General features: G+C 33.7%; 26 protein-coding genes. 25 read left to right on the top strand and 1 reads right to left on the bottom strand.

Going from position 1 to position 26,299, the window contains the following annotated elements; all coding sequences use genetic code 11:
• Positions 1-327 precede the first annotated feature (327 nt).
• On the bottom strand, positions 328-1,698 hold the full coding sequence (locus tag ACPLVF_RS05575; protein ID WP_424906842.1) for a hypothetical protein: 1,371 nt from the start codon (positions 1,696-1,698) through the stop codon (positions 328-330).
• A 514-nt stretch (positions 1,699-2,212) separates the two neighbouring features.
• Between ACPLVF_RS05575 and ACPLVF_RS05570 the strand changes: the two genes are divergently transcribed.
• From ACPLVF_RS05570 to dtd, 25 genes are all read left to right on the top strand, one after another.
• Positions 2,213-3,496 carry an FAD-dependent oxidoreductase gene (locus ACPLVF_RS05570; RefSeq protein WP_424906841.1) on the top strand — a complete coding sequence of 428 codons (1,284 nt, stop codon included), beginning with the start codon at positions 2,213-2,215 and terminating at the stop codon, positions 3,494-3,496.
• Between the two features lie 320 nt (positions 3,497-3,816).
• Complete coding sequence (gene sleB / locus ACPLVF_RS05565; RefSeq protein WP_424906840.1) at positions 3,817-4,509, top strand: spore cortex-lytic enzyme; 693 nt, start codon at positions 3,817-3,819, stop codon at positions 4,507-4,509.
• Positions 4,510-4,638: 129 nt separating this feature from the next.
• Positions 4,639-5,292 (top strand): YigZ family protein, encoded by a 654-nt coding sequence (locus ACPLVF_RS05560; RefSeq protein ID WP_424906839.1) that lies wholly within the window; start codon positions 4,639-4,641, stop codon positions 5,290-5,292.
• A gap of 34 nt (positions 5,293-5,326) precedes the next feature.
• Entirely contained in the window at positions 5,327-6,040 is a 714-nt protein-coding gene (locus ACPLVF_RS05555) for an NAD+ synthase (RefSeq protein WP_424906838.1), read from the top strand.
• Positions 6,041-6,115: 75 nt separating this feature from the next.
• Positions 6,116-6,841: a YebC/PmpR family DNA-binding transcriptional regulator gene (locus ACPLVF_RS05550; RefSeq protein ID WP_424906837.1), complete on the top strand. Its 726-nt coding sequence runs from the start codon at positions 6,116-6,118 to the stop codon at positions 6,839-6,841.
• A gap of 71 nt (positions 6,842-6,912) precedes the next feature.
• A complete protein-coding gene (locus ACPLVF_RS05545; RefSeq protein WP_424906836.1) occupies positions 6,913-7,449 on the top strand; it encodes a BofC C-terminal domain-containing protein in 537 nt (178 codons plus the stop codon).
• A 100-nt stretch (positions 7,450-7,549) separates the two neighbouring features.
• Entirely contained in the window at positions 7,550-8,038 is a 489-nt protein-coding gene (gene ruvC / locus ACPLVF_RS05540; RefSeq protein WP_424906835.1) for a crossover junction endodeoxyribonuclease RuvC, read from the top strand.
• Between the two features lie 3 nt (positions 8,039-8,041).
• Positions 8,042-8,602, top strand: a complete 561-nt coding sequence (ruvA, locus tag ACPLVF_RS05535) for a Holliday junction branch migration protein RuvA (protein WP_424906834.1) — start codon at positions 8,042-8,044, stop codon at positions 8,600-8,602.
• A gap of 12 nt (positions 8,603-8,614) precedes the next feature.
• A complete protein-coding gene (ruvB, locus tag ACPLVF_RS05530; RefSeq protein ID WP_424906833.1) occupies positions 8,615-9,613 on the top strand; it encodes a Holliday junction branch migration DNA helicase RuvB in 999 nt (332 codons plus the stop codon).
• Between the two features lie 14 nt (positions 9,614-9,627).
• Positions 9,628-10,959, top strand: a complete 1,332-nt coding sequence (locus tag ACPLVF_RS05525) for a SpoIID/LytB domain-containing protein (protein ID WP_424906832.1) — start codon at positions 9,628-9,630, stop codon at positions 10,957-10,959.
• A gap of 9 nt (positions 10,960-10,968) precedes the next feature.
• Positions 10,969-11,994: a tRNA preQ1(34) S-adenosylmethionine ribosyltransferase-isomerase QueA gene (queA, locus tag ACPLVF_RS05520; protein ID WP_424906831.1), complete on the top strand. Its 1,026-nt coding sequence runs from the start codon at positions 10,969-10,971 to the stop codon at positions 11,992-11,994.
• Between the two features lie 24 nt (positions 11,995-12,018).
• Positions 12,019-12,651, top strand: coding sequence for a transporter associated domain-containing protein (locus ACPLVF_RS05515; protein WP_424906830.1), 633 nt, complete (start codon positions 12,019-12,021; stop codon positions 12,649-12,651).
• The gene (gene tgt, locus ACPLVF_RS05510; protein ID WP_424906829.1) at positions 12,651-13,760 is read left to right on the top strand and encodes a tRNA guanosine(34) transglycosylase Tgt; all 1,110 of its coding nucleotides are present in this window, start codon (positions 12,651-12,653) and stop codon (positions 13,758-13,760) included. The genes ACPLVF_RS05515 and tgt overlap by 1 nt, the downstream gene beginning before the upstream one ends.
• Before the next feature lie 82 nt (positions 13,761-13,842).
• Complete coding sequence (yajC, locus tag ACPLVF_RS05505; protein ID WP_424906828.1) at positions 13,843-14,142, top strand: preprotein translocase subunit YajC; 300 nt, start codon at positions 13,843-13,845, stop codon at positions 14,140-14,142.
• Positions 14,143-14,204: 62 nt separating this feature from the next.
• Positions 14,205-14,588, top strand: a complete 384-nt coding sequence (locus tag ACPLVF_RS05500) for a TIGR04086 family membrane protein (protein WP_424906827.1) — start codon at positions 14,205-14,207, stop codon at positions 14,586-14,588.
• Positions 14,589-14,691: 103 nt separating this feature from the next.
• Positions 14,692-14,841, top strand: a complete 150-nt coding sequence (gene scfA, locus ACPLVF_RS05495; protein WP_424906826.1) for a six-cysteine ranthipeptide SCIFF — start codon at positions 14,692-14,694, stop codon at positions 14,839-14,841.
• 119 nt (positions 14,842-14,960) lie between these two features.
• On the top strand, positions 14,961-16,202 hold the full coding sequence (gene secD, locus ACPLVF_RS05490; RefSeq protein WP_424906825.1) for a protein translocase subunit SecD: 1,242 nt from the start codon (positions 14,961-14,963) through the stop codon (positions 16,200-16,202).
• Positions 16,203-16,215: 13 nt separating this feature from the next.
• Positions 16,216-17,082, top strand: coding sequence for a protein translocase subunit SecF (gene secF / locus ACPLVF_RS05485; RefSeq protein WP_424906824.1), 867 nt, complete (start codon positions 16,216-16,218; stop codon positions 17,080-17,082).
• 22 nt (positions 17,083-17,104) lie between these two features.
• Positions 17,105-17,419 carry a phasin family protein gene (locus tag ACPLVF_RS05480; protein WP_424906823.1) on the top strand — a complete coding sequence of 105 codons (315 nt, stop codon included), beginning with the start codon at positions 17,105-17,107 and terminating at the stop codon, positions 17,417-17,419.
• 82 nt (positions 17,420-17,501) lie between these two features.
• Complete coding sequence (locus tag ACPLVF_RS05475) at positions 17,502-18,803, top strand: magnesium chelatase (RefSeq protein ID WP_424906822.1); 1,302 nt, start codon at positions 17,502-17,504, stop codon at positions 18,801-18,803.
• A complete protein-coding gene (locus ACPLVF_RS05470; protein WP_424906821.1) occupies positions 18,800-20,431 on the top strand; it encodes a vWA domain-containing protein in 1,632 nt (543 codons plus the stop codon). The genes ACPLVF_RS05475 and ACPLVF_RS05470 overlap by 4 nt, the downstream gene beginning before the upstream one ends.
• Before the next feature lie 95 nt (positions 20,432-20,526).
• Complete coding sequence (recJ, locus tag ACPLVF_RS05465) at positions 20,527-23,082, top strand: single-stranded-DNA-specific exonuclease RecJ (protein WP_424906820.1); 2,556 nt, start codon at positions 20,527-20,529, stop codon at positions 23,080-23,082.
• A gap of 19 nt (positions 23,083-23,101) precedes the next feature.
• Positions 23,102-23,623, top strand: a complete 522-nt coding sequence (locus tag ACPLVF_RS05460; RefSeq protein ID WP_424906819.1) for an adenine phosphoribosyltransferase — start codon at positions 23,102-23,104, stop codon at positions 23,621-23,623.
• Positions 23,624-23,669: 46 nt separating this feature from the next.
• Positions 23,670-25,829, top strand: coding sequence for a RelA/SpoT family protein (locus ACPLVF_RS05455; protein WP_424906818.1), 2,160 nt, complete (start codon positions 23,670-23,672; stop codon positions 25,827-25,829).
• A 14-nt stretch (positions 25,830-25,843) separates the two neighbouring features.
• A complete protein-coding gene (dtd, locus tag ACPLVF_RS05450; protein WP_424906817.1) occupies positions 25,844-26,293 on the top strand; it encodes a D-aminoacyl-tRNA deacylase in 450 nt (149 codons plus the stop codon).
• Positions 26,294-26,299: the final 6 nt, after the last annotated feature.

The raw sequence follows: 26,299 nt of genomic DNA, 5'->3' as shown, positions 1-26,299 counted from the left end.
GGCTGTTAACCGGAGGGTCGCAGGTTCGAATCCTGCTCGGGGAGCCATTTTTATTTGTGAAAAAAAAGGTCTTGAAAGGTCTTTTTTTATTTTTAGTTTAAAATATTATAATATATATTGGAAATTCTGTTTAAAATACAAGTGGAGATAAATTAGATAAAAATAGTATACATAATTTTAAAAGAATTAATGAGTTACATAATAACTAAAAAAAGATATAATGATATCAGCGTTTTTAAAATAATATAAAGTTGATTAATAAGAAAAAGAATAAAAAAAGGGCTTTTAAGCCCCACTCAAATGAAAAAATATAATTATTAATAAAAATTACATCAAAAATATTACAGCTACAATAGTAGATACTATTAAACCTACCACAACAGGTATAAAATTTTTTCTTACGAGGTCAAATACAGGGACACCTACTATTCCTGCTACTGCAACCAAAGAGCTCCATGCAATAATAGTTCCTCCACCTGCCCATATTGCTCCCATTTGACCTATTGCAGCCAAAGCTGCTGCAACCTTAACATTGCCTGCAGCCATAGCACCAGCCAAAGTTCCTGTCATGGGAAGGCCTGAAAAACCTGAACCGTCTAAACCTGTAATTATACCTAAAATTAGCATACCGAAAGCTGCTAAAAACCCTTTTGCGGGTATTGCAGCAGAAATTATTTTACCAATGTCGAAGAGATACCCCGGTGCACCTTCACCTAATATTGATTTTACAGAATCGGGATTACCGAGGAAGAAAAATCCTGCAATGGGAAGTATCTGTCCCATTACCTTGAAAGCGAACACAAGACCGTCGGTTAAATGGTCTGCAATGACATCAAGGCCTTTTTTGCCTTCAACCCATAATGTGGCTATTGTCATTATTATTATGGCTGTGCCGCCTAACAATGCAGAAGCATCCCCACCTCTAATGTTGAACTTGAACATTGCAAAAATTACCAATACTATTGAAATTATTAAAAGCCATACAAGATAAGGAGCGTGGAATGTACGAGATTTTGTAACTTTTTCTTCAAAACTCTTTTTTGATTCCTTATATTCTGTTTTAATGAAATTGTCTATATCTCCCTTCATGAATATATATGCTAAAACTATTGCTATTACGCCTGTTATAATTGAAAGAATAGCACCATAACTTGTTACAATAGGAACGGGAATTCCTGCAGACTTTGCAGATAAGCCCGGTGCACCTTGAATTACAAAGTCGCCAGACAAGGCCATACCCTGACCCGCAAGGGCTATTGCCACAGCAGCAGCCATAGGCGGAAGACCTGCTTTAATAGCAGCAGGAACCAATAGTGTACCTATCAAAGGCACTGCGGGAGTAGGCCAGAAAAACAGTGATATTATAAATGTGGAAAGGACTAATACAAGATAGCTGATGAAGGGGGATACCATTAATTTTTTCAGAGGAGCTACCAAAAGTTCATCTGCTCCAGTGACACTTAAAGATTTTAACATTGCAACCATAAGTCCGATAATAACAAAAATGCTACCCAACTCAGATAGAGCTGCAATATTTGCGCGAAAAACTGCTGTCACAGCACCGATTAATGAGCCTTTGTAGATTAGACCAATTAAAAAAGTTGATAAAATACAAGGAATAAGAACATTCTTCCTAAAAATCATTGTTATAACAACCGCAAGAGTCCCTAAAGCATAAATCCAATGCGCAAGCGTCATATTTTAACCTCCTTTAAGTAAATTTTTAGAACTTTATTGATTTTAAATTAGTTAATAAGAGGGTTTTTTATTAAATCACCTCCTCATCAATGATGACAACCATAGTTATGTTATTATTAATTCTCTGTATTTATGAAAAATCCTTTTTGTTTTTAAAAATTTTTTTAGAAATTGATAGAAAAAGTTAATAGGAAATAAATTCAAAAAATCTTTTTTTAACCTGTTTAAAGAAATAAAGTTATAACAAGATTTTTCGAAAAATTCTATTATTTATATTTCATTTTATTTTATATTGCGCATTTTTAATTTATGCATGTCCTTTAAAATAGAAGACAAGAGGTTAGCATTTAAAGGATCATTGTTAAAATATCATAAAAACTTAAAAAAAATTTTTATAAATGCTGATAAAAATATAAAAATGAAAGCTCAAAGGAGGATTATTTAATTTATTAGCGAATAATATTAATATAAACCTCATCAATGATGAGTAGTAAAAAGATAGGAGGGGAATGAAATGCCAAGAGTTATAATCATTGGTGGAGGATGGTCGGGCTGTGCTGCGGCCTTATCAGCAAAAAAAGCAGGGGCTGATGTCATACTTTTAGAAAGAACTGATATGCTTTTAGGCACAGGATTAGTTGGCGGTATTATGAGAAACAACGGTCGTTTTACAGCGACAGAAGAAATGATCGCTATGGGTGGCGGAGAACTTTTTGAAGTGACTGATAATGTTGCAAGGCACAAAAATATAGAGTTTCCAGGTCATAAACACGCTACTTTATATGATGTTGCAAGGGTTGAACCTGCAGTTAGAAACTTATTAAAAAATAAAGGCATTCAGGTAAGAACAGAATGCAGAATAGTTGATGTGGAAATGGAGAACACAAGGATTGTAGCAGTTATAAACGATGAAGGTGAAAGATTTGAAGGTGATGTTTTTATTGATTGCACCGGCACAGCAGGGCCACAGAATAATTGTACAAAATACGGTAACGGATGTGTTATGTGTATACTTAGATGCCCGAGCTTTGGCGGTAGGGTAAGTATAGCAGCAAAAGCAGGAGTAAAAGAAATGATTGCCAAAAAAGCGGATGGGACTTATGGTGCAATGAGCGGTTCCTGCAAGCTTCATAAAGAATCTTTAGATGATAAAATCGTTGATAAATTAAATAAAGAAGGTGTAGTTGTTGTCCCTATTCCTCCTGAAGTTAGAGAAGATGAATATATACTTACTGCAAAAGCCTGCCAGCAATATGCATTAAAAGAATTTATAGAAAATATCGTACTTTTGGATACTGGTCATGCAAAATTAATGGCTCCGTTTTTCCCTTTGGAGCAGTTAAGAAAAGTTCCTGGCTTTGAAAACGCTCGTTATGAAGATCCTTATGCAGGAAGCAGAGGTAATTCTATAAGGTATACTGCAATTTCTCCACGAAACAATTATTTACAGGCAATTGGTGTAGATAATCTTTTTGTCGGTGGAGAAAAGGCTGGACCGTTGGTAGGACATACTGAAGCCATTTGTACGGGAACATTAGCAGGTGCAAATGCTGTTAGATATGCTGCCAAAGTAGAGTTGATAAGTATTCCGACAGAATTAGCGGTAGGAGATGCTATAAATCATGTTGGGGAACAGATGCAGACTGAAGAAGGGATTGCTAAAAAATATACTTTTTCAGGGGCTACTTATTTTGAAAGGATGAAAAAATTAGGATTATATACTACAAATGTTGATGAGATAAGAGAAAGGGTAAAAAAATCTAATATGGAAAATATATTCAATGTAAAAATTGTATAATGGGAATTCAAAAAGCTGTTGAACGTATGGTTTCAACAGCTTTTTGAATTTATAAGCATTTAATGAAATAAAGAAAGAATTGGAAATAGATAAAAGAATATATAAAAAACAAAAAATATTCAGATAGAAAAAATATACAGCATACATTATTAAAAAGTAAAAAAAAGAATTTATAACTATACTAAAAATGTTTACATAAAATGACTCATAAAACCAAAATAATTAAGTATATGAGTTTATTTGCTTTTTTGTCTTTATACTTTTTTATGTTATACTTTACTTAACCATTTTTGGCCTCCATAGTAAAGGAGGAATAAAATATGAAAAAGAATGCAAAAATATTTTCCTTAATACTTTGTTTCTTAATATTGATAACAGTACAAGTTTATGCTTCTACTAACAATTTAATATTTAAAGAAGGGATGAAGGGCAGAGAAGTTTCTTTAATCCAGCAAAGACTAAAGGATTTGGGATATTATTATGGAAAAGTTGACGGTATATTCGGTTGGAGAACGAAACTTGCTGTAATGAATTTTCAAAAAGCAAAGGGATTAAAAGTTGATGGAATTGTGGGCTATTACACTTTAAGAGCATTGAATATTAACCTTAATAATTATAATTCTTACCGAGGTTATGAAGGTAGGTTTTCTGCGAGAGATATTGAACTTCTTGCGAAGCTTGTGTATGCTGAGGCTCGAGGTGAGCCTTATATAGGACAGGTTGCTGTTGCAGCTTCGGTGTTGAATAGGGTAAAAAGTCCTTTTTATCCTAATTCTATTCCAGAAGTTATATTCCAAATTGATGGAGGCCATTATCAGTATAGTTCAGTATGGGATGGACAGATAAACCTTACTCCCGATGAAACTGCAAGACAGGCGGTAAAAGATGCCCTAGCCGGTTTTGACCCCAGTTTAGGAGCGATAGGATTTTATAACCCGAAAAAGACGAATGACGGTTGGGTAAAACAAAGACCGGTGACAGTTATTATTGGAAACCATGTATTTTTTAAATAAGGACAAAAAACCCTGCAGTTTTTTACTGCAGGGTTTTTAAATTTTTATTGACTTATTATGCAGGTTAACAAATAATTATTATATACGACAGTTAAAAAGTAAAAGTGTAAAATAGGACGTGAGAGTTTTATGGGAATTCAGGAATATTTAACATTAAAAAAAGAAGCTGAATACGAAATTGTTATAAAAAAATCCAAATTTATTGCTAACGTTAAGCCTGTGAGTACTTTAAAAGAGGCGGAAGAGTTTATTTCTAAGATAAAAAAGAGATATTACGATGCTACTCACAATACTTATGCTTTTACAGTAGGGTTAGAAGCTGAAGAAGTACAAAAATCTAATGATGACGGAGAACCGAGTGGTACGGCAGGAAAACCAATTTTGGAAGTTATTAAAATGAAAAACCTTAAAAATACTGTAGTTGTAGTAACAAGGTATTTTGGAGGAATATTATTAGGTGCAGGAGGTCTAATAAGGGCTTACAGTGAGAGCGCAAGAGAAGGGATTGAAAAAGCAGGTATTACAAAAATGATAAGATGTGAAAAATATTTAGTATCTTTGAATTATCAAAATTTCAACCGAATTGAGCGGTTTTTTAAAGAAAAGGGATTTATTATAAAAGGCATTGAATACAAAGAAACAGTGAACCTTGAAGTTTTAAGGCCTTACTATTTACCCTTAACAGTTGAAGAAGTTTTAACAAAAATGTGTATATTAGATAAAAGGGTAAAATTAATAGGCGAAGGGTTTGAGGAAATAGTTGACAATAAATTTATTATGTAAAATATAACTTAAACAAATTGAAAGGGGGATTTCTTTGAACACAGAAGTACTTGCACAAAAATTAGTAGATTGGTTAAGAGAAAGGGTGTATGAAGCAGGGGCAAAGGGTGCGGTATTCGGGATGAGTGGAGGTATTGATTCGGCTGTTGTAGCAGTTTTATGTAAAAGGGCTTTTGGAGAAAATGTTTTAGGCCTTCATCTGCCCTGTTACAGCAGCCAAAAGGATGAGATTGACGCTGAAAGGGTAGCAAAATTATACGACATACCTTATAAAAAAATTGTGCTTGATACGGTTTACGATGCCTTTATGAAAATCTTAGAGCCAACAGAAAACAAAAATGCAAAAATTAATATTAAACCGAGACTGCGCATGATAACTCTTTATTATTATGCAGCTTCCTATAATTACCTTGTTGTAGGTACGGGTAACAAAAGTGAGCTTACTGTGGGATATTTTACAAAATACGGAGATGGGGGTGTGGACCTTTTACCCTTGGGAAATTTGGTAAAAACAAAGGTGAGAGAATTAGCAAAATATCTTGAAATTCCTCAAGATATTATTGAAAAACCTCCTACAGCGGGTTTATGGGAAGGTCAAACCGATGAAGGAGAAATGGGTATTTCTTACAAGGAATTAGACAATTACATTTTAACAGGCATTGCTTCACCTGAAGTTAAGGAGAAAATAGATTTGATGAATAAAAAGAGTGAGCACAAAAGAATGCTTCCCCTTATACCAGATTTTTAAAATCCCTTCTTCTTTTAATAAAGTTTTTTTTATGCTAAAATTATTGAGGGAAAATCGAATAGGGAGGGGAGACAGATGTCAGGGCATTCAAAATGGGCAAATATAAAGCATAAAAAAGCAAAAATGGATGCTCAAAAGGGTAAGCTTTATACCAAGCTTAGCAAGATGATTATAGTTGCGGTTAGGGAAGGTGGCCCTGATCCTAATGCAAATAGTAAATTGAGGGATATTATCGAAAAAGCCAAGGAAGCTAATATGCCCAATGAAAATATTATGAGGGCAATAAAAAGAGGTAGCGGAGAATTAGGTGGCGAAAATTTAGAACATGTGATGTACGAAGGCTATGGACCAGGTGGAGTTGCTATAATGCTGTCGGCTATGACTGACAACAGGAACAGGACAGCAAGTGAAATTCGCCATCTTTTTGATAAATACGGTGGAAGTTTAGGAGAAGCGGGTTGTGTGGCTTGGATGTTTGAAAAAAAAGGTCTAATACTAATAGAGAAAAATTCGAATACAAATGTTGATGATATTATGATGATTGCAATAGATTCAGGAGCAGAGGATGTAGAGGAACAAGAGGATTCTATCGAAATTACTACATCACCTGAAAATTATGAACAGGTTAAAAAGGCTCTTATAGAAAATAATATACAGCTTTCTTCTTCAGAAATAACCTATCTTCCAAAGACTACTGTAAATTTGGATGGTAAAGAGGCGGAAATGTTGGAAAAGTTGTTGGATGTGTTAGAGGATCACGATGACGTGGAAGAAGTTTATACAAATTATGAGTCAAAATAAACTATTGTGAAATGAATAGTAATTTATAATAAAGGGCATACTAATTCCTTGATAGAAGAGGAGGAATTGGTATGCCTAAAAGATTTTACTTGATTATTTCATTGGTTTTTTTATTTGGTGTTATTTTAGGTGCTTTTTTTTCATATAACCATTCATTTCCCAAATCAATGAAATTTCAAAATTTAATAAAGGATACCTTTGAAGATGAAGTTATTTCGGAAAAAACAAGAATAATCATTATTACGTATTTTAAAAAATGTGGACATACCGAAGCAAATGAAATACCTGCTGATAAATACATAGGTCAAAAATACGAAGATTTTGTAAAAGGTTTAGAAAAGGGAATTAAAATTGAAAAATTTTCAGCTGATGAAGTAATTTTAAAAAGAGAAGTAGATTCTTATTGCGATAATCATTACTATGTCGGAATAAAAGATGGTTTTGTATCTTTATTTAAAGGAGTACCAGGGGGACATTCTATTTTAGTGGAAAAAACAGATATTTCGACAGAAGTGTTGAAGGAAGAGGATAAAAATATTTTGGAAAAGGGGATTATAATTAAAGACAAGGAAGAATTTTTGAAAATAAAAGAAGGGTTAAGCAATTGATTTTTTAGAAGCTTTCTTTTAATATTTAAAAGAAGGCTTTTTGTTTTATTGGAGGAAATTTTATTTTTTCTGAAGAAATTATAGTTTAGGTGGTTTTATTATGGTAGTTTTGGGTATAGATCCTGGTATTGCTATATGTGGTTATGGAGTAATAAATGAAAAAGGAAAAATTGAGGTTATAGATTACGGTATTATAGAAACTAAAAGGGAAATTTCTAAACCCCAAAGGCTTAAAAGGGTTTTTGAAGGGTATTTGGAGTTGATAGAAAAGTTTAATCCTGACGCGATTGCGGTAGAGGAACTTTTTTTCAATAAAAATGCCAAAACGGCGATAACAGTAGGGGAAGCCCGTGGAGTAGCACTACTTGCCGCTTCTTTAAAAGGTGTGGAAATTTATGAATATACTCCTCTTCAAATAAAACAGATGGTGGTAGGTTACGGAAGGGCAAAAAAGAATCAAATTCAGGAGATGACGAGGGTAATATTAAATCTCAAGGAATTGCCTAAACCCGATGATGCAGCTGATGCCTTAGCCGTGGCTTTATGTCATCTTTTTTATAAAAATATTGAAAAACTATACGGGGTGTAAAAAATGTTTGAATACATTAAAGGTATACTAATAGAGGCAAAACCGAGTTATGCTATAGTAGAAACAAACGGCTTGGGTTATAAACTAAATATTTCTTATTTAACTTATGAAAAAATTAAAGGACTCATTAATAAAGAAATAATGCTTTATAGTTTGCTTGTAGTTAAAGAAGATGCCTTAGAAATTTATGGTTTTTATGAAAGGGAAGAGAGAGAATTTTTTATAAAGCTAAATAAGGTTTCAGGGATTGGCCCTAAGCTTGCACTTTCTATACTGTCTTACTCTGATATAAATTTATTAAAAAGTGCAATAAATTCTGAAGATGTCAGCAAATTATCCTCAATTCCTGGAATAGGCAAAAAAACAGCTCAAAAAATGATATTGGAATTAAAGGATAAAATTAAGTTTAGTGGAGAAGAAGGGAATTCGATTTATGAAGCAAGGGAAGTATTGCTAACTTTAGGGTTTAGTTTGGAAGAAATAAATAAGGCCTTTTTAAACATAGATAAAACTAAGACAACTGAAGAAATAGTCAAGGAAGCCCTTAAATTTTTTTCAAAATAGAGGTGATTATATTTGAAGGAAAGAATAGTTACTCCTTTATTAAAAACTAATGAAGATGTGGATTTTGAAATTAATCTAAGGCCAAAAACCTTTGATGAATATATAGGTCAGGAAAGCGTAAAGGAAAACTTGAAGATATTTATAAAAGCTGCATTAATGAGGAGAGAACCGTTAGATCATGTATTATTGTACGGCCCGCCTGGATTGGGAAAGACAACCTTAGCTTTTATTATAGCAAAGGAAATGGGGGTAAATATTAGGATAACCTCAGGACCAGCAATAGAAAGGCCTGGGGATTTAGCTGCAATATTAACGGGATTGGGGGAAAGGGATATCCTTTTTATAGATGAGATCCACAGGCTCCATCCTGCTGTTGAAGAGGTTTTGTATCCCGCAATGGAGGATTTTTGTTTGGATATTGTCATCGGCAAGGGGCCTGCTGCAAAATCTATAAGGCTTAACTTAAGGCCTTTTACTTTGATTGGAGCCACAACCAAAGCTGGTATGCTCACCTCGCCTTTAAGGGAGAGGTTTGGAGTAAGATGCCACTTAGAATTTTATAAAAAAGAAGAATTAATGCTTATTATTAGCAGATCAGCAAGTATATTAGGGGTTAAGATAGAAAAAGAGGCCGCGGAGAAAATTGCGGAATGTTCTCGAGGGACGCCAAGGATAGCAAATCGCTTGCTGAGGCGAATAAGGGATTTTGCCCAGGTTAAAGCCAATGGTGTAATTACAAAGGAGGTTGCAGATGAAGGACTAAAACTTTTAAACGTGGATTCTAAAGGGCTTGATCAGGAGGATAGAAAACTTTTGATAACAATAATAGAAAGATTTAAAGGAGGGCCTGTAGGAATAGAGGCATTAGCTTCTGCATTAAATGAAGAGGTTTCAACAATTGAGGATGTCTATGAACCCTATCTTTTAAAGGAAGGTTTTATAATAAGGACATCGAGGGGAAGGATTGCTTCGGACAAGGCCTACGAGCATTTGGGCATTAAGAGGGATTGAAAAGGGGTGCAAAGGTGAAGAAACTTATTTCTTTATTATTAATAATTTTATTTGTGTTTTCTTTTGTTTTAGTAAATTTGCCATTATATGGACAGGATATGTCTGAAAAAAATATTAGAATAGGGCTTTATTTTGACAAAACAGCAAGACAAAATTATTTTCTAAGTTCTTCCTCGGGATTTAATCTCTTTCAAAAAGAAAACAATGATTTTAAAATAATTGCAGAAATAGATTATGTTAATATTGAAGCGGCTTTGCAAAATGGGAAGTTGGTATTTTTAAATTCAAAACAGCTTATTCCTAATCTTAATTTTGCATTATCTTTTGAAAAGCCCGTATACATAGCTTCAAAATCTGAATTTATTTCGATTGAAGGTAAGCGTTATAGAGGGTATATTGGTTTCCTTCCCGATCTTTCTCAAAAGGGTATGACGGTAATAAACGAGCTAAAACTTGAAGAATACCTCTATGGAGTAGTGCCCCTTGAAATGCCTCCTTCATGGCCTATGGAAGCTTTAAAAGCGCAGGCGGTAGCAGCAAGAACTTATGCGGTCTACAATTTGAATAAATGGGGGAAATACGGTTTTGACTTGACTTCTACTACTTCGGATCAGGCATATGGAGGGGTGGATTGCGAAAATCCAAGGACTACCCAAGCGGTAGACTTAACCCAAGGTGAACTTTTATACTATCAGGATAGGCCTATATTGGCTTATTTTCATTCAAATAGTGGGGGATTTATAGAAAATTTCAGCGAATGGTATTTTCAAGATCTACCTTATCTTAAGGCAAAAGAAGATACCTTTTCAGCTGAAGCGCCTAATTTAACATGGGAGAAAAATTTATCCTTTGAAGAATTGGAAAGTATCCTAAAATCAGCAGGTTTTGATTTAGGCAATGTAATAGATTTTATAGTAGTAGAAAAAAGCAGTACTGGACGGGTAAAAAAAGTTTTAATAAAGGGGACAAAAGGAGAGAAAACCTTTACAGCTAATGAAATTCGCAATCTGTTTTCGCTAAAAAGCACGCTATTTGAAGTCGATGCTAAAAAACCGGTTTATGTTGTAAGTAAAAGCGGGAATTTTAGTTTAATGAGTTTTTCAGGACCTATTTTTATAGAGTCAAGGTTTGGGAAAAACCATCTTACTTCTTTTTCGAATATTTTTATGATCGGCCGGGATGCTATAAAGAAGGTAGATATTTCATCGGGGATAAAGATTATCGGCAGAGGTTGGGGTCATGGAATAGGGATGAGTCAATGGGGAGCAAAGATAATGGCTGAAAAGGGCTACAATTACAAGGATATTCTTTCGTTTTATTACAGCAATGTAGACATAAGGAGATGAAGATTAATTATGGATATTAAGGAGTTTTATTACGAATTACCATCCGAACTTATTGCTCAAGAACCCTTAAAGGAAAGGGACAAATCAAGGCTTCTTGTTTTAAAAAGAGGAACAGGCGAAATGGAACATAAAATTTTTTACGAGATAGTAGATTACTTTGAGAAAGGGGATTGTCTTGTATTAAATAATTCTAAAGTAATACCAGCGAGATTAATAGGTGAAAGGGAAGATACTAAAGGTGCCATTGAATTTGTACTTTTAAATAGGGTAAAAGAAAATATATGGGAGGTTCTTGTAAAGCCTGGCAGAAGGGCAAAATTGGGGAGTGTGTTTGTGTTTGGGAAGGGTTTATTAAAGGCTAGGGTATTGGATTATACAGAGGCTGGAGGAAGATTTGTAGAATTTTATTATGAAGGGATATTTGAAGAAATATTAGATAAATTAGGAGAGATGCCTGTACCCCCGTATATAAAAAAGAAACTTGAGGATAAAGATAGGTATCAAACCGTTTATGCAACATGTCCAGGTTCAGCCGCAGCCCCTACGGCAGGGCTTCATTTTACCAATGAACTGTTGGAAAAAATAAGAGTAAAAGGTGTTAAAATCGTTTATATAACCCTTCATGTTGGGCTCGGTACTTTTAGGCCTGTAAAGGTAAAAGAAATAGAAAAACACAAAATGCATGCCGAATACTATGAAATTTCAGAGGAAACAGCAAATATCATCAATGCAACAAAAGAGGAAGGGAAGAGGCTGTTTGCAGTTGGTACCACAACCACCAGGACCCTCGAAACAGTAAGCAACCCTGAAGGATTTGTTACTGCAAAAAAAGGTTTTACCGATTTATTCATTTATCCCGGATATAAGTTTAAAACAGTGGATGCTTTAATCACTAATTTTCATCTACCCGAATCCACTTTAATAATGTTGGTTTGTGCTTTTGCGGGAAGGGAGAAAGTAATGAAAGCATACGAAGAAGCAGTAAAAAGAAGGTATAGGTTTTTCTCCTTTGGAGATGCTATGTTGATAATATAACTAAGCATAGAAAGGAGAAAATGAATGAAAAAAAAGATTGTTAATTTTATTGTAAAAAGTGTTTTTTTGCTTGAATCCTTACTCGCTATTTTTATTATTTTTGGAGTAATAGTAGGTTCAGTAGATCTTTTTCGTTATTTTAAGATGATATACATTACCCCGCCATTACAAACTTTCTCACTTTTGCAAACTTTTTTAGGCCATACTTTGCTTTTGGTTGTAGGGTTGGAGCTTGTAATAATGCTTGTAAGGCATACTCCATCAGGCGTTATTGAAGTGCTTTTATATGCTACTGCAAGAAAGATAATAATTGAAGCAAAGTCAATGTGGGAAATTTTTTTAGGAATAATAGCTATAGGTGCTCTTTTTGCCATTAATAGGATTTTTAATCCTGGGAAGACTTTTTCTCAGGAAGGTGTGTTGGTAAATTCTGCTATGCCTGTAGAGGAGGTAAATAAATTAGCTAAGGTAAACATTCCTAAGGATTTAGGAAATACTATAGGAGGTGTGATTTTTAACCTCGCAAAAGCGGAAGGTAAGGAAATTAAAGAAAAGGATGTTTATTATGTTAATGATGCAGAGATAACCATCGTTTCAATGGAAGAAAACCTTATAAAAAATATTTTAATCAGAAAAGTAAAGGACGGGGAAGATTAGTGAAATTTGAATTAATAAAGGTTTCAGAAAATACAAAAGCAAGAAGAGGAAAAATTATTACGAGCCATGGGGAAATCGATACACCTGTTTTTATGCCTGTAGGAACACAAGCCACGGTTAAGACTATGGCCCCTGATGAATTGGAAAGTATAGGAGCAAAAATTATATTAAGCAATACCTATCATTTGTATTTAAGGCCGGGGCATAAACTTATAGAAGAGGCCGGAGGCCTTCATAAATTTATGAATTGGAAGGGTTCTATATTAACCGACAGTGGAGGCTATCAGGTATTTAGCTTGGGAGAATTGAGGGAGATAAGAGAAGAAGGGGTAACTTTTAGATCACATATTGATGGTTCTATTCATTTCATATCGCCGGAGATATCTATAGAAATTCAGAATTCCTTAGGCTCAGATATAATAATGTGCTTTGACGAGTGCATACCATACCCTTCAACCTACGAATACGTGAAAAATTCGGTTGAAAGGACAACGAGATGGGCTATTAGGTGCAGAGAACATCACAAGAGAAGCGATCAGGCACTTTTCGGTATTGTACAGGGGGGGCTATATGAGGATTTAAGGAAAAAAAGCGCAGAAGATTTAAAAAGTATAGATTTCGAAGGATATGCGGTCGGCGGTTTGAGTGTGGGTGAGCCAAAACAGGAAATGTATAAAGTATTGGATTATACAGTGCCACTATTACCGGAAAATAAACCTCGTTATTTAATGGGTGTGGGATCTCCTGATGCAATTTTTGAAGGAGTAATAAGGGGCATTGATATGTTCGACTGCGTACTTCCTACAAGAATAGCAAGGCACGGGACGGTATTTACAAAAAGAGGAAAACTTGTTGTGCGAAATGCAGTTTATGCCAAAGATTTTTCTCCCCTTGACCCTGAATGCGACTGTTATGTCTGTAAAAACTATACTAGGGCTTATATAAGACACTTAATAAATGCAGGAGAAATTTTAGGCCTTAGGTTAACAACCATGCACAATCTATATTTTCTTTTAAGACTTATGGAGGATATAAGAAAGGCAATTGAAGACGGTTATCTTTTAGAATTAAAAGAGGAATTCTTTAAAAAGTTTGGTTATGTGGTTTGAAACAAAAAAAGGATTTTTAAAAATTTTATCGAATTAACTAATATGCTATTTTTAAAAGTAATGGGAAGGGTGTGGTTTTAGATTGAACACTGCAATCTTTTTACAGCAATTTGGTCCTTTAATTCTAATTTTTGCTATTTTTTACTTCCTACTAATAAGGCCTCAGCAAAAAAGGGACAGAGAAAGGAAAATGATGCTTGAAAATTTAAGAGAAGGTGATGATGTAATAACAATTGGTGGCATTTACGGAAGAATTCTAAATATAAAGGATGATGTTATCACACTTGAAGTCGGAGACAAACTGAAGATAAAAGTTACCCGATCTGCTATAGGAACTGTTCTTAAAAAAGCTGATAAAGGAGACACAAAAGATAAATCCTGATTTTGGAATACTGTCTCCCTTTCTCAAATATATATTTATTGAGGAAGGGAGGTTCTTATTTAATGAAAGTTACCATAAAAAAGGGGCCCATAGTTGAATTAAATAGGGTGTTTTTAGGAGTGTTATGGGCATTTTTATTGACATTCTTTTTGCTTCTTATACTCAGTTTGTTTTTATATTTTTCATCTTTTCCTGAAGATTTAATCTCAAAATCCATAGTCATTGTAATCGCGTTTTCTATTGCTGTTTCTTCTTTTTTAGTATCAAGAAATATAGAAGCCAATGGTTGGCTCAACGGAGGTTTAATAGGGTTAATATATTCCTTAATGCTTTTAATGGTGAAAATAGTATTTTTAAAAGAAGGTTTTACTTTTGCTTCTCTTATCGATGTTGTTTTCGGATTTTTGATAGGGGCAATTTCAGGAGCTATAGGTGTGAATTTATAAACCCTTTTCACAAAAAAATTTTTGTGTTATAATTCATTTGCGCATAAGATAAAAAAGTGCGTATACTATTTGCGTATACTATTAATGAGAGGAGGGATATTTGATGAAACACATAATCATGGTACATAAAGGCAATCTGTGCGATAATTTAGAAAAAAAGGGTTGCGGAGAATGCCAGGCTTCATGCCAATCTGCTTGTAAGACCTCTTGTACAGTTGCCAATCAAGTTTGTGAAAATGAAAAGGTTAAGTAAAAGGCCTATAAAAGGCCTTTTAATCTTTTTGAGAGATGTGTTGTTTATTGACAATATTCTTTTTGAAGGGATATAATTAATTTGTTATGCAACCTATTAGGGATTGGAGGAGAATTTTAATGGGTTTTAGGACAAAAAGTTTATTAAAAATCGCACTTATTTTTATTTTAGCTGCTTTTTTAGCATTTTCTTTACTTTATGGTATTAAAATTGGGCCATATAAACAAGAACCGCTAGCAAAATCTATTAAACTCGGTTTGGATTTGCAGGGCGGTGTTTATGTTTTATTAGAAGCAGAGCCCAAACCGGGGCAGGAATTAACGGAAGAAAAGATGAACAGTGCTGTTGAAGTTATTAGAAGAAGAGTGGACCAATTGGGTGTTGCTGAGCCTTTGATAACAAGACAGGGCAGTAACAGAATCAGAGTTGAATTACCGGGCGTCAAAGATTCTCAAAAAGCCCTTGAAATAATTGGTAAAACCGCTTCCCTTCGCTTTGTTGGGCCTGATGGTACGCTGATACTAACGGGTGACAATGTTAGGGATGCACGGGCTATTTATGGACAGGCAAATGAGCCCATGGTAAGTTTAAAATTGGACGATGAAGGTGCAAAAAAATTTGCCGAAGCTACTAAAAAATATTTAAATCAGCCAATAGCAATTCTATTAGATGAAGAAATAATATCTGCGCCTGTAGTAAGGGCAGTAATTACAAATGGTGAAGCAGTAATTGAAGGATTAGAAAGTATAGACAAAGCTGCAGAACTTGCAGCATTGATTAGAGGCGGTGCTTTACCTGTTGATTTAGTCCAAAGAGAAGTAAGAACAGTAGGTCCCACCTTAGGTGCAGATTCTCTTGCAAAAAGTATTGCTGCAGGGAAAATAGGGGTAATATTGGTTATTTTATTTATGATTTTATATTATCGGATTCCTGGGTTAGTGGCAGATATTGCCCTAATGATATATGTAATGTTAGTTTTAACTATTTTTATCGCTATAGGTGCGACTTTGACACTTCCGGGTATTGCGGGATTTATCCTCTCAATAGGTATGGCGGTAGATGCAAATGTATTAATTTTTGAAAGGTTTAAAGAAGAACTTAGAAATGGTAAAACATTGCGTTCAGCCCTTGATGCAGGGTTTAACCGTGCAATGCTAACAATTTTAGACTCAAATATTACTACAATAATAGCCGCTGTTGTACTTTTTTATTTCGGCAGCGGTCCTATTAAAGGATTTGCGGTAACGCTGATTATAGGTATATTAACAAGTATGTTTACTGCAATTGTTGTGACAAGGATGCTTCTATCAAACATTATTGCTTCAAGGCTGTTTGTCAATAAAAAATTATTTAGTGCATAAGAGGTGAATAAAAGTGAAAATATATAAAATAATGGAACGGAAATTTATTTGGTTTTCTATATCCCTTGCAATTATTTTTGCTGGATTGATCTCAATAGCTGTTCACGGTTTAAATTGGGGTATAGATTTTACTGGGGGAACAATTTTACACTATAGCGTAGGCCAAAGTTATGAATTGTCTGATATAAGGAAAACTATGACAGAGTTAAATATTAAGGATTTTGAGGCAAAAAAAGCAGGAGATGAGGGCGATGAATTAATAATAAGGACTGTAGTACTCACAAAAGATGAACAGGCGAAAATTACAGAAAGTTTAAAAGGCAAGTTTCCAAAATTAGAATTGATTAGAGCCGAAAAGGTAGATGCGGTTATTGGGAGTGAATTAAGAAGGCAAGCTATAATAGCTTTAATCATAGCAAACCTTTTGATGTTGGTTTATATTTCTTTGCGTTTTGAATTAAAATCTGGTATTGCAGCGGTTTTGGCATTATTACACGATGTGCTTATTGTAATAAGCTGGTATGCCCTTTTCAGAGTGCCTATTGACAGCTCTATTATAGCGGTGATTTTGACGGTTGTAGGTTATTCTATAAACGATACTATTGTTGTGTTTGATAGGATAAGAGAAAACTTGAAAACCATGAGAAAGATTTCATTTAGTGAAATTGCAAATTTGAGCATTGTCCAAACCTTGACAAGGTCTATTAATACATCCTTAACTACACTTCTAACTATAATAGCATTAAACCTTTTTGGAGGAGAAACCATAAAAGATTTTACTATGGCGTTAATTATAGGTATTGTTAGCGGAACCTATTCTTCAATATTTATTGCAAGTCCCCTTTGGTCAATGTGGAGGAAGGGCGCAAAAACCGCTTAAAGCTTAAAAAGGAGGAAATATTATGTTAAAAGATCTTTTTACTACAGGGCTTTATGCGGGTATCGGGCTTATTGCCCTTACCAAGGAAAAGGCAGAGGAAATAATCCAAGAATTGGTTAAAAAAGGGGAAGTGTCAAAGGAAGAGGGTAAAGATCTTTTAAAAAATCTGGTAGACAAAATCGATCAGGAAAAAAGAAGATTGCAACAAAAAATTGATGAACAAATAGAATTGGCTATAAAAAATATGAATCTTGTAAGGAAGCAAGAGATGGATGAATTAAAATTAAAAATAGAAGAGCTTGAAAGGAAAATAGAAGAATTGAAAAAAGAGGCTTAAAAAGTCTCTTTTTTTTTTTTTTATGATTTTTTTGTTAATCGGATAAGATATGAGGAAAAATATTTACAAGGAGGGATTAAAAATGAAAAGGTATTCCCAAATAGTGGTTCACGATGGTAATAAAAATCTAATAGATATTTTAGATATTTCTGTTTTATCTACCTTTGCAGGATTTCCTATACATGTGCATGCAGAAGGGTTTCGGGGAACAGGAAAAACTACTATCATGAGGGCTTACAAAAGTGTTCTTCCATTTATTGAAAGGATAAAAGGATGTGAATTTAATTGTGATCCTCAAGCACCACACTGTCCAAAACATAAAGATTTAACTTTTGAAGAAATATTAGAAATTGGTGTTGAGAAAATAAGAATGCCCTTTTTAGAAATATCAGCTTCTGCAAAAAAGGGCACTGTAATCGGAAGCATTGACCTTGAAAAATTAATGTCAAAAGATGATCCAAAAGCAGCTCTACTATTAGGGACAATTCCAAAGGCAAACAGGGGTATAATTTTTATTGATGAAATAAACAGGCTTGCCGATATTTCTCCCGAGATAGCCGATGTATTATTGGATGTTATGGGAACAAAACCCGGAAGAATTCAAATTGAAGAAGTAGGCCTTCCAACGATAGAAATACCGATAAATGTGACGATTTGGGCTGCTTCCAATCCTGATGAAGAGCCAGGCCCTTTAGAGGAAGTGCGCAAGCAGCTTTCTGATAGGTTTGATTTTGTAGTTTATGTGGAAAAACCTCATTCTAAAGATGTTGTAAGAACAATTTTAGAAGGCAGCAATAAAGAAGATAGATTATCCGAAAAAATAAAAAAGGATTTATATATCGAGTCAAAACAACGATTGGGGGAATTTCAAATTAATGAAGAGATAAAAGATGTTTTAGCTTTATGTTATATAAATTTCAGCCTTGAAAGCATTAGGGGACTTGAATCTATCCTAAACGGTTTAAAAATGCTTTCTGCGTTGTACAACAGGAGCGTAAATACTAAAGATGTTTCTTTCCTGGCACAATGTGCTTTAAAACACAGAACCGATGAAAAAAATCTTTTTGAAATAATTAAGTTTATAGAAAATACCCTTATGTCAAACAGGATAAAATATGGAGAATATGAAAATAATATGATTCAAAAAAGGAAAATTGAGGAAATAGATAATGCGAATAAAAATAACACAAAGAAAAATCATCAAATACCATTTTTTGACAAAATTAAGTTTATGAGATGGTCTATTTTTCCCAATAAATCTAACTCAAAAGAGAAGACATTAGATCCCATGAATGTGGAAATAAAAGCACCTCCGCAAAAAGCAAAAAGCATAATAGAACTTAAGGAAAAAGATGTGATAAAAACTGAGGAGGAACTGAGGTGAACCCTCTTACTTTTAAGTTAAAAACAGAATTTGAGAAAGGGCGTGGAGTTAGAATTGGAGAAACCTGCTGTGCCAGCAAAAAAGTACATGTAATATCTCCTGATAAGCCCGAGATTGTTAAAGTAATAAAAAATCAGGATGCAGGTATGGTGTTTTATGGAAGAGAAAAAGAGGGAGAAGTTATACATTTAGATATTTTCCACGAAGTAAAGGAAGTGGATGTAAAAAGCCTTGCTAAGGATCTTATTGATCATTTAAAAATGGTGCAAAAAGAAGAAATATTAAATTATATTGATATACAGACGGGTACCGGTGGAGGAAGGCTTACAGGGAGTTTAGAATTTGGACAAACGGAGAGTTTGAAAAAAAATCACTTGAATCATGTACACTTAGCCTTAATGTTAAAGGATGAGGAATTAAATCTATTAATTGATATAGTAAAAGGTGTAGAGGATCATTTGCAAAAGAACAATGTAGGACTCAGAAAGATAGAAAAAATTTTCAGTGAAGTTGGGAATACGCCAGTGGATCTTTCACCATATATGTCAATTTCCGATTCTTTTTTAAAAGGAGAGGGCAAAAAAGGTGAATATAACAGGAAAAACTTTGAGAATGCAGTTGATTTAATGGAATATTTAGGGAGTTTAAAAGAATTGGAGGAAATTCTTGATAGTTTGAGCCAAAAGGGAGAAAATATAAATTTTCTTAAAAGGAAATATTCGGATTTTGAATCTATTTTAGAAAAATTGTATGAAAAAAATTTTTTAGAAAAAAAAGAGGGGAAAATTATACTAAACAATAATGGAGAAGAGTTCAAGAAGTTTATAAAAGAAAATTATAAAGAGTTGGAATTAAAATTAAAAAAACTTATAAAAAATATAAAAATAAATCGTAGCGGTGCTTCTTCAAAAAAGCATAGGGAAATTCATTCAAAGGGCGTACCTCTTTTGACAGAAATAAATAATAAAGAATGGTTGGAAGAAATAGATATCCCAGAAACTTTTAAAAACGCCATTGTAAGAAGTTTTCATGAAAAGGAGAATTTTTATATCAAAAAAGAAGACATAGTATTAAATAAAAGGTTTGGGGAAAAGGAACAAGATATTTGTTTAATAATAGATGCAAGCGCGAGTATGAACGGAAGCCGGCTGAGGAGTGCAAAATTTCTTGCGAAGCATATTTTATTAAATGCAAAAAAGAGGGTAGCGGTACTTGCTTTCCAAGATAAAGAGGTAAAATTATTTGTTCCATACACTAAAAATTTTACAAGCCTCGAGAGTGGAGTGTCGAGCATTGTTTCATCAGGGCTTACACCTCTTGCACTTGCAATAGAAAAGGGTTTTGAATACATGACTGCAAAAAAATTGAAAAATCCTTTAATGATTTTGATTACCGATGGTATTCCTACCGTACCCTTATGGACAAATGATCCTTTAAAAGATGCAATAAAAGCGGCTGAAAAACTTTCAAGAAGGAAAATAGATTTTTTCTGCATAGGACTGCAGCCTAATAAAGACTGCCTTTCAAAAATATCTAAGGCTGCCAAAGGAAAACTTTACGTTGTTGAAGAGTTAAGAAAAGATGCCCTCTTATATGCTTTGTTAAAAAGTGGGAAAATACTCAAATAGTCTTCAATAAAAACCTGCCATAGGGCGGGTTTTTATTGATATAATACATTTATTGAATTATAATATTATTGTTTAAAGCTTGTGGAGGAAAGAATATGATAGATGGAAATTATCTATGGGATATAGGACCGGAGGATTTAGAAATAGATGAAAATATAGAGTTACATCCAGTAATGTTAAAGATTTTGTCAAAAAGGGGTATTAAGGAGAAAGAAAATATAAAAAAATTTATTGAGCCGAAATACAGTGATTTATATAATCCTTTACTTTTGAAGGACATGGATAAAGCTATAGAAAGAATAAATAAAGCTATCTTAAATAGAGAAAAAATAACAATTTTCGGTGATTATGACGTTGATGGGATAACAGGTACCGCAATTTTATACAGGGGTTTATTAGAAAAAGGTGCTTTTATTGATTACTACATACCTACAAGGCAAGAAGAAGGCTATGGATTAAACATTAATGCTGTTGAAAAATTAGCACAAAAGGGTACACAACTGATAATTACGGTGGACAATGGGATTGCTTGTTTTGCTGAAATAAAAAGGGCTTTGGATTTGGGTTTGGATGTGGTGGTATTTGACCACCATGAACCTCATGATGAGCTCCCACCAGCAATTGCAGTAGTAGATCCCAAAAGACCCGACTCGGATTATCCTTTTAAGGAGCTTTCTGGAGTGGGAGTGGCTTTTAAATTTTTGCAAGCTTATTTAGGCCATCAGCAGGCTTTAAAATATTTAGACCTTACTGCTGTAGGTACCATTGCCGATTTAGTACCTTTGCATGATGAAAATAGAGTCATTGTTAAACTTGGCCTTGAAGCTTTGAAAAAAACGGAAAATAAAGGCTTAAGATCTTTATTTTCTATCTCAGGTTGTTCTTTGGCAAAGATAGATGCTGAAAAAATAAGTTTTTTGATTGCACCGAGGTTAAATGCGGCAGGGCGAATGGCAGATGCTGCACTTGCGGTAGAGCTTTTGACAACGGAAGATGAGGAAAGAGCAAAGATTTTAGCAAAAGAGTTAGATAACCACAATAGATTAAGGCAGTCTATAGAAAATAAGATTTATAAAGAAGTAGAAGAGAACATTCAAAGAGATGAAAGCAGTAAAGAAAATTCTGTAATAGTTGTGGCAGGACAAAATTGGCATGAAGGAGTCATAGGTATAGTAGCATCAAAAATTACTCAAAATTATTATAAACCTGCTATTATTATTTCAAAGGAAGAAAACTATAGTAGAGGATCTGCAAGGAGCATACCCGGTTTCAATATTTTTGAAGCTTTAAATAAAATATCTTATCTTTTTGAAAAATTTGGAGGGCACGAACAGGCTGCCGGTTTTACAATAAAAAATGAAAATATTGATTTACTGAAAGCAAAGATTAATGAAATAGCCGAGGAAATGAAAATTAAAGAGCATATCCCCACTTTAAGCATAGATTTAGAATTAAAAGGGAGCGAAATAGATTTAAATTTAGCAAAAGAATTAAGTTTGTTAGAACCTTTTGGTTTTGGGAATCCAAAACCTGTTTTTACCTGTAAAAACCTTTCTGTAAAAAGTATCAAATCCATAGGTAACGGAGAAAAACATTTAAAAATAGAGTTTGTCAAAAAAAATAAGAAATTTATCGCTATCGGTTTTAACTACGGAGACTATAGAGAAAAACTCTTGATGGCACCACTGCTTGATGTTGCTTTTTACCTTGAAGTAAATGAATGGGAAGGTAAAGAGGAACTCCAGCTGAATATAAAAGACGTAAAAATTCCGTATTTAAAAGACTCCCTTTTAAAAAGGGTTGAAGTAGAATACTATAAAGAATTTTTCAGTTTAAATTTTAAAAAACTGTATACCAAAATATCAAATAAAGAAATTTTTTGTGAAAAACTCCAATTATTAATGCCAAAAAATAAAAGAAAATTTATTAATGAACTTTCTAAGAGTCAAAAGGTATTTGTACACTTTCATACCCCTTATCAGGCTTGGAGGTTTTTAGATTATTACATAAAGAAAGAAAAAAAAATCGAAGAGTTAGTTGTTTGTTTTAATATAAAAAATCATATTGAAAATTTCAATAAAAAGGACAGAAGCATTATTATAAATATTAATCCTTTTTTTGATGGGGAAGTGGTAACACAGAATTTATTAAATAATGTCGATTCAATTGTTTTTTATGATCCTCCTTTTACAATGGAACAGTTCAGCAGTGAAATAATTATTGCGGATAAAATTCCAGTTTATATTGTTTTCAATAAAGAAGATTTAAGATATAATTATATGGTTCTTGAAAATATATTAATTAAAGAAAAGAATGTTTTAATAAATTTTATTAATTATTGCAGGGAGAGTTTTAAGAAAGCAGATTCGGATATTTATGAAGAACCTTTAAGCTCAATTTTGAGAAACCTTAATAATAGACTGGGTAGTAAAATAGAGTTGCCTTTAGTTTTTTGTATGTTGCATATTCTGAGAAAATCAAAATTAATAGATTTTGCTATTAAGAAGGATGTTCTACTTATCCGTAACATTGATTTAAAAGAGAAAATCGTTGATTTAGAGGGCCTTGAAATCCTGAAAGATTTATTAAAGTTAAAAAAAGGTTTAATTGGTTTTTATAATAATTTTAATATAATAAAAAATTTTAAATGAATCTAAGGGGGCGATTATAATGACACCGGAACAATTGAAGGAAAAAATAAGGATTATTATGGATTTTCCTAAAAAAGGTATAAGTTTCAAAGATATTACAACACTACTTAAGGATGGAGAAGCTTTTAAAGCAGCTATTAAAGGGTTAGCAGAACTTGTAAAGGATAAGGAATTTGATTTAGTGGCAGGTCCTGAAGCGAGAGGATTTATCATTGGCGCGCCCTTGGCTTACGAATTGGGGAAAGGGTTTATTCCTGCAAGAAAGAAAGGAAAACTTCCAGGTGAAACAATAAAAGCAGAATATAAACTCGAATACGGTACAGATATTCTTGAGATGCATAAAGATGCAATCTTTAATGGACAAAAGGTATTGGTTGTAGATGATTTATTGGCAACAGGGGGAACTATTTTTACAACAATAGAGTTAGTGGAGAAATTAGGTGGTAAAGTTGTGGGTGTGGCCTTTTTAATTGAACTTACAGAGCTGAATGGAAGAGAAAATCTAAGAGGCTATGAGGTATTTTCTTTGATAAAATATTAAATATTAAAAATTTTAATTGTTCATGGAATCTTAAGGGGTGGATATTATGACAACTATAGAAAAACTCGAAAACAAAATACGTTCTTACAACCCTCAAGCCGATTTAAAGCTTATAGAGGATGCGTATTATTTTGCAAAAAAAGCCCATGATGGCCAGCACAGGGCATCAGGAGAGCTTTTTATTTTCCACCCCTTGGAAGTTGCTATGATTTTGGCCGATTTAGAATTGGATACTGCAACAATTGCGGCAGGGCTATTGCACGATGTGGTTGAAGATACACAATACAGCATCGAGGATATTGAAAAAAATTTTGGCTCCGAAATAGCCCTGTTGGTGGACGGTGTTACAAAGCTCGGTAAATTAGAGTTCAAGTCAAAGGAAGAGCAGCAGGCTGAGAATTTGAGAAAAATGCTGCTTGCAATGGCAAAGGATATAAGAATAATTTTGATTAAATTAGCAGATAGGCTCCATAATATGCGCACTTTGAAATCTATGCCTGTAGAAAAACAAAAGGAGAAGGCAATCGAAACCTTAGAAATATTTGCACCTTTAGCGCACAGGTTGGGTATCTCAAAAATAAAATGGGAGCTTGAAGATTTGGCTTTTAGGTACCTTGAACCCGAGCATTATTACGATCTTGTTGATAAAGTTGCAAAAAAAAGAAGAGAGCGCGAAGAACATATAAATGAAATGATAACTATTCTGAAGCAAAAATTAGAATCAGCAGGGATAAAAGCTGATATCCAAGGGAGACCAAAGCATTTTTACAGCATATACAAAAAAATGAAAGAACAAAATAAAACCTTTGATCAAATATATGATCTAACTGCAGTCAGGGTTATTGTTGATACTGTAAGAGATTGTTATGCTGCTTTAGGGGTTGTTCATACATTATGGAAACCTATCCCTGGGAGATTTAAAGACTATATTGCTATGCCAAAACCTAATATGTATCAGTCGCTTCACACTACAGTTATTGATTCAAAGGGTGAGCCATTAGAGATACAGATTAGAACTTATGAAATGCATAAAACTGCAGAATACGGTATTGCAGCTCACTGGCGCTATAAAGAAGGAAACAAGGTAGACGAATTTGACAAGAAACTCTCTTGGCTTAGGGAAATATTGGACTGGCAAAGAGATTTAAAAGATGCCAAGGAGTTTATGGAATCATTAAAATTGGATCTTTTTACTGATGAAGTATACGTTTTTACTCCTAAAGGTGATGTTATAAATCTTCCAGCAGGTTCATGTCCTATAGACTTTGCATATCGGATACACACAGATGTGGGAAACCGCTGCATAGGTGCAAAAGTAAACGGTAAAATGGTACCCTTAGATTATAAACTTTCAAATGGTGATATTGTAGAAATAATTACCTCTTCACACAGCAGTGGGCCAAGCTGGGATTGGCTGAAATTTGTAAAATCCACTCAGGCAAAAAGTAAAATAAAACAGTGGTTTAAAAAAGAAAGAAGAGAAGAAAACATAGTAAAAGGAAAAGAGCTTTTGGAGAAAGAGGCAAAAAGGCAAGGGTATGATTTTTACCAGATTATAAAACACGACTTTTTAGAAAGTTTTTTGAAAAAACTAAGCATGCAGAGTATTGAAGACTTGTATGCAGCAGTTGGTTTTGGTGGGATATCTCCTACTCAGGCCTTTCAGAAGATATTAGATGAATATAAAAAAACAATTAAAAGTGAAAAATTAGTTATTGAGGATAAGGTAGTTCAAAAATCTAAAAAACAAGTTGTCTCAAAAGAAGCTGTAAAAGTAGAAGGAATTGATAATATTCTTGTAAAATTTTCACGATGCTGCAATCCAGTACCTGGAGATAAGATAGTAGGTTACATTACAAGAGGCAGGGGTGTCTCAATACACAGGTATGATTGTCCCAATGTTCAAAATAATCTTTACAAAGAAAGACTTATTGAAGTAAAATGGGACACTTTCAAAGAAAATTCATATCCTGTTGAAATAGAAGCATCTGCCTATGATAGGCCCGGCGTCCTTTCGGAAGTAATTAATCTCATCGGAGATATGAAGACTACTATTGACGCCGTAAATGCGAGGGCTACAAAAAATGGCATTGCAATTATTGATCTTGTCCTTGAAATAAAAGACAAGCAACACCTTGAAAATGTTATTCAAAAGTTAAAAAAGATAAATGGAGTATTTGAAGTAAAAAGGGTTATGAATCAATAGAAGGGAGAAATAAGATGAGGGCAGTGGTTCAAAGGGTATCTAAAGCAATGGTTGAAGTAGAGGGTGAGATTATTTCCTCTATTAATAAAGGCATATTGGTTTTCTTGGGAGTTGGAGATGAAGATACTATTGATGACGCTAAATATATGGCTGAGAAAGTAACAAATCTTAGAATTTTTGAAGATGAAAATGGTAAGATGAACCTTTCTGTACTTGATGTAGATGGAGAAATTTTAGTGGTTTCTCAATTTACCTTATACGGTGATGTAAGAAAAGGGAAAAGGCCGAGTTTTACAATGGCTGCTGGCCACGAAAAAGCACTAAATTTATACGAAGAATTCGTAAAATTATGCAGGGAAAAAACTGAAAAAGTAACTACAGGACAATTTCAGGCTCATATGATAGTAAAATTGGAAAATGATGGCCCTGTAACTATTCTTTTAGATTCGAAGAAGACCTTTTAAAAATTT

The sequence above is a fragment of the Thermovenabulum sp. genome (assembly GCF_049701175.1).
GTDB lineage: Bacteria > Bacillota > Thermosediminibacteria > Thermosediminibacterales > Thermosediminibacteraceae > Thermovenabulum.
This window is presented reverse-complemented; position numbering and strand designations above follow the sequence as displayed.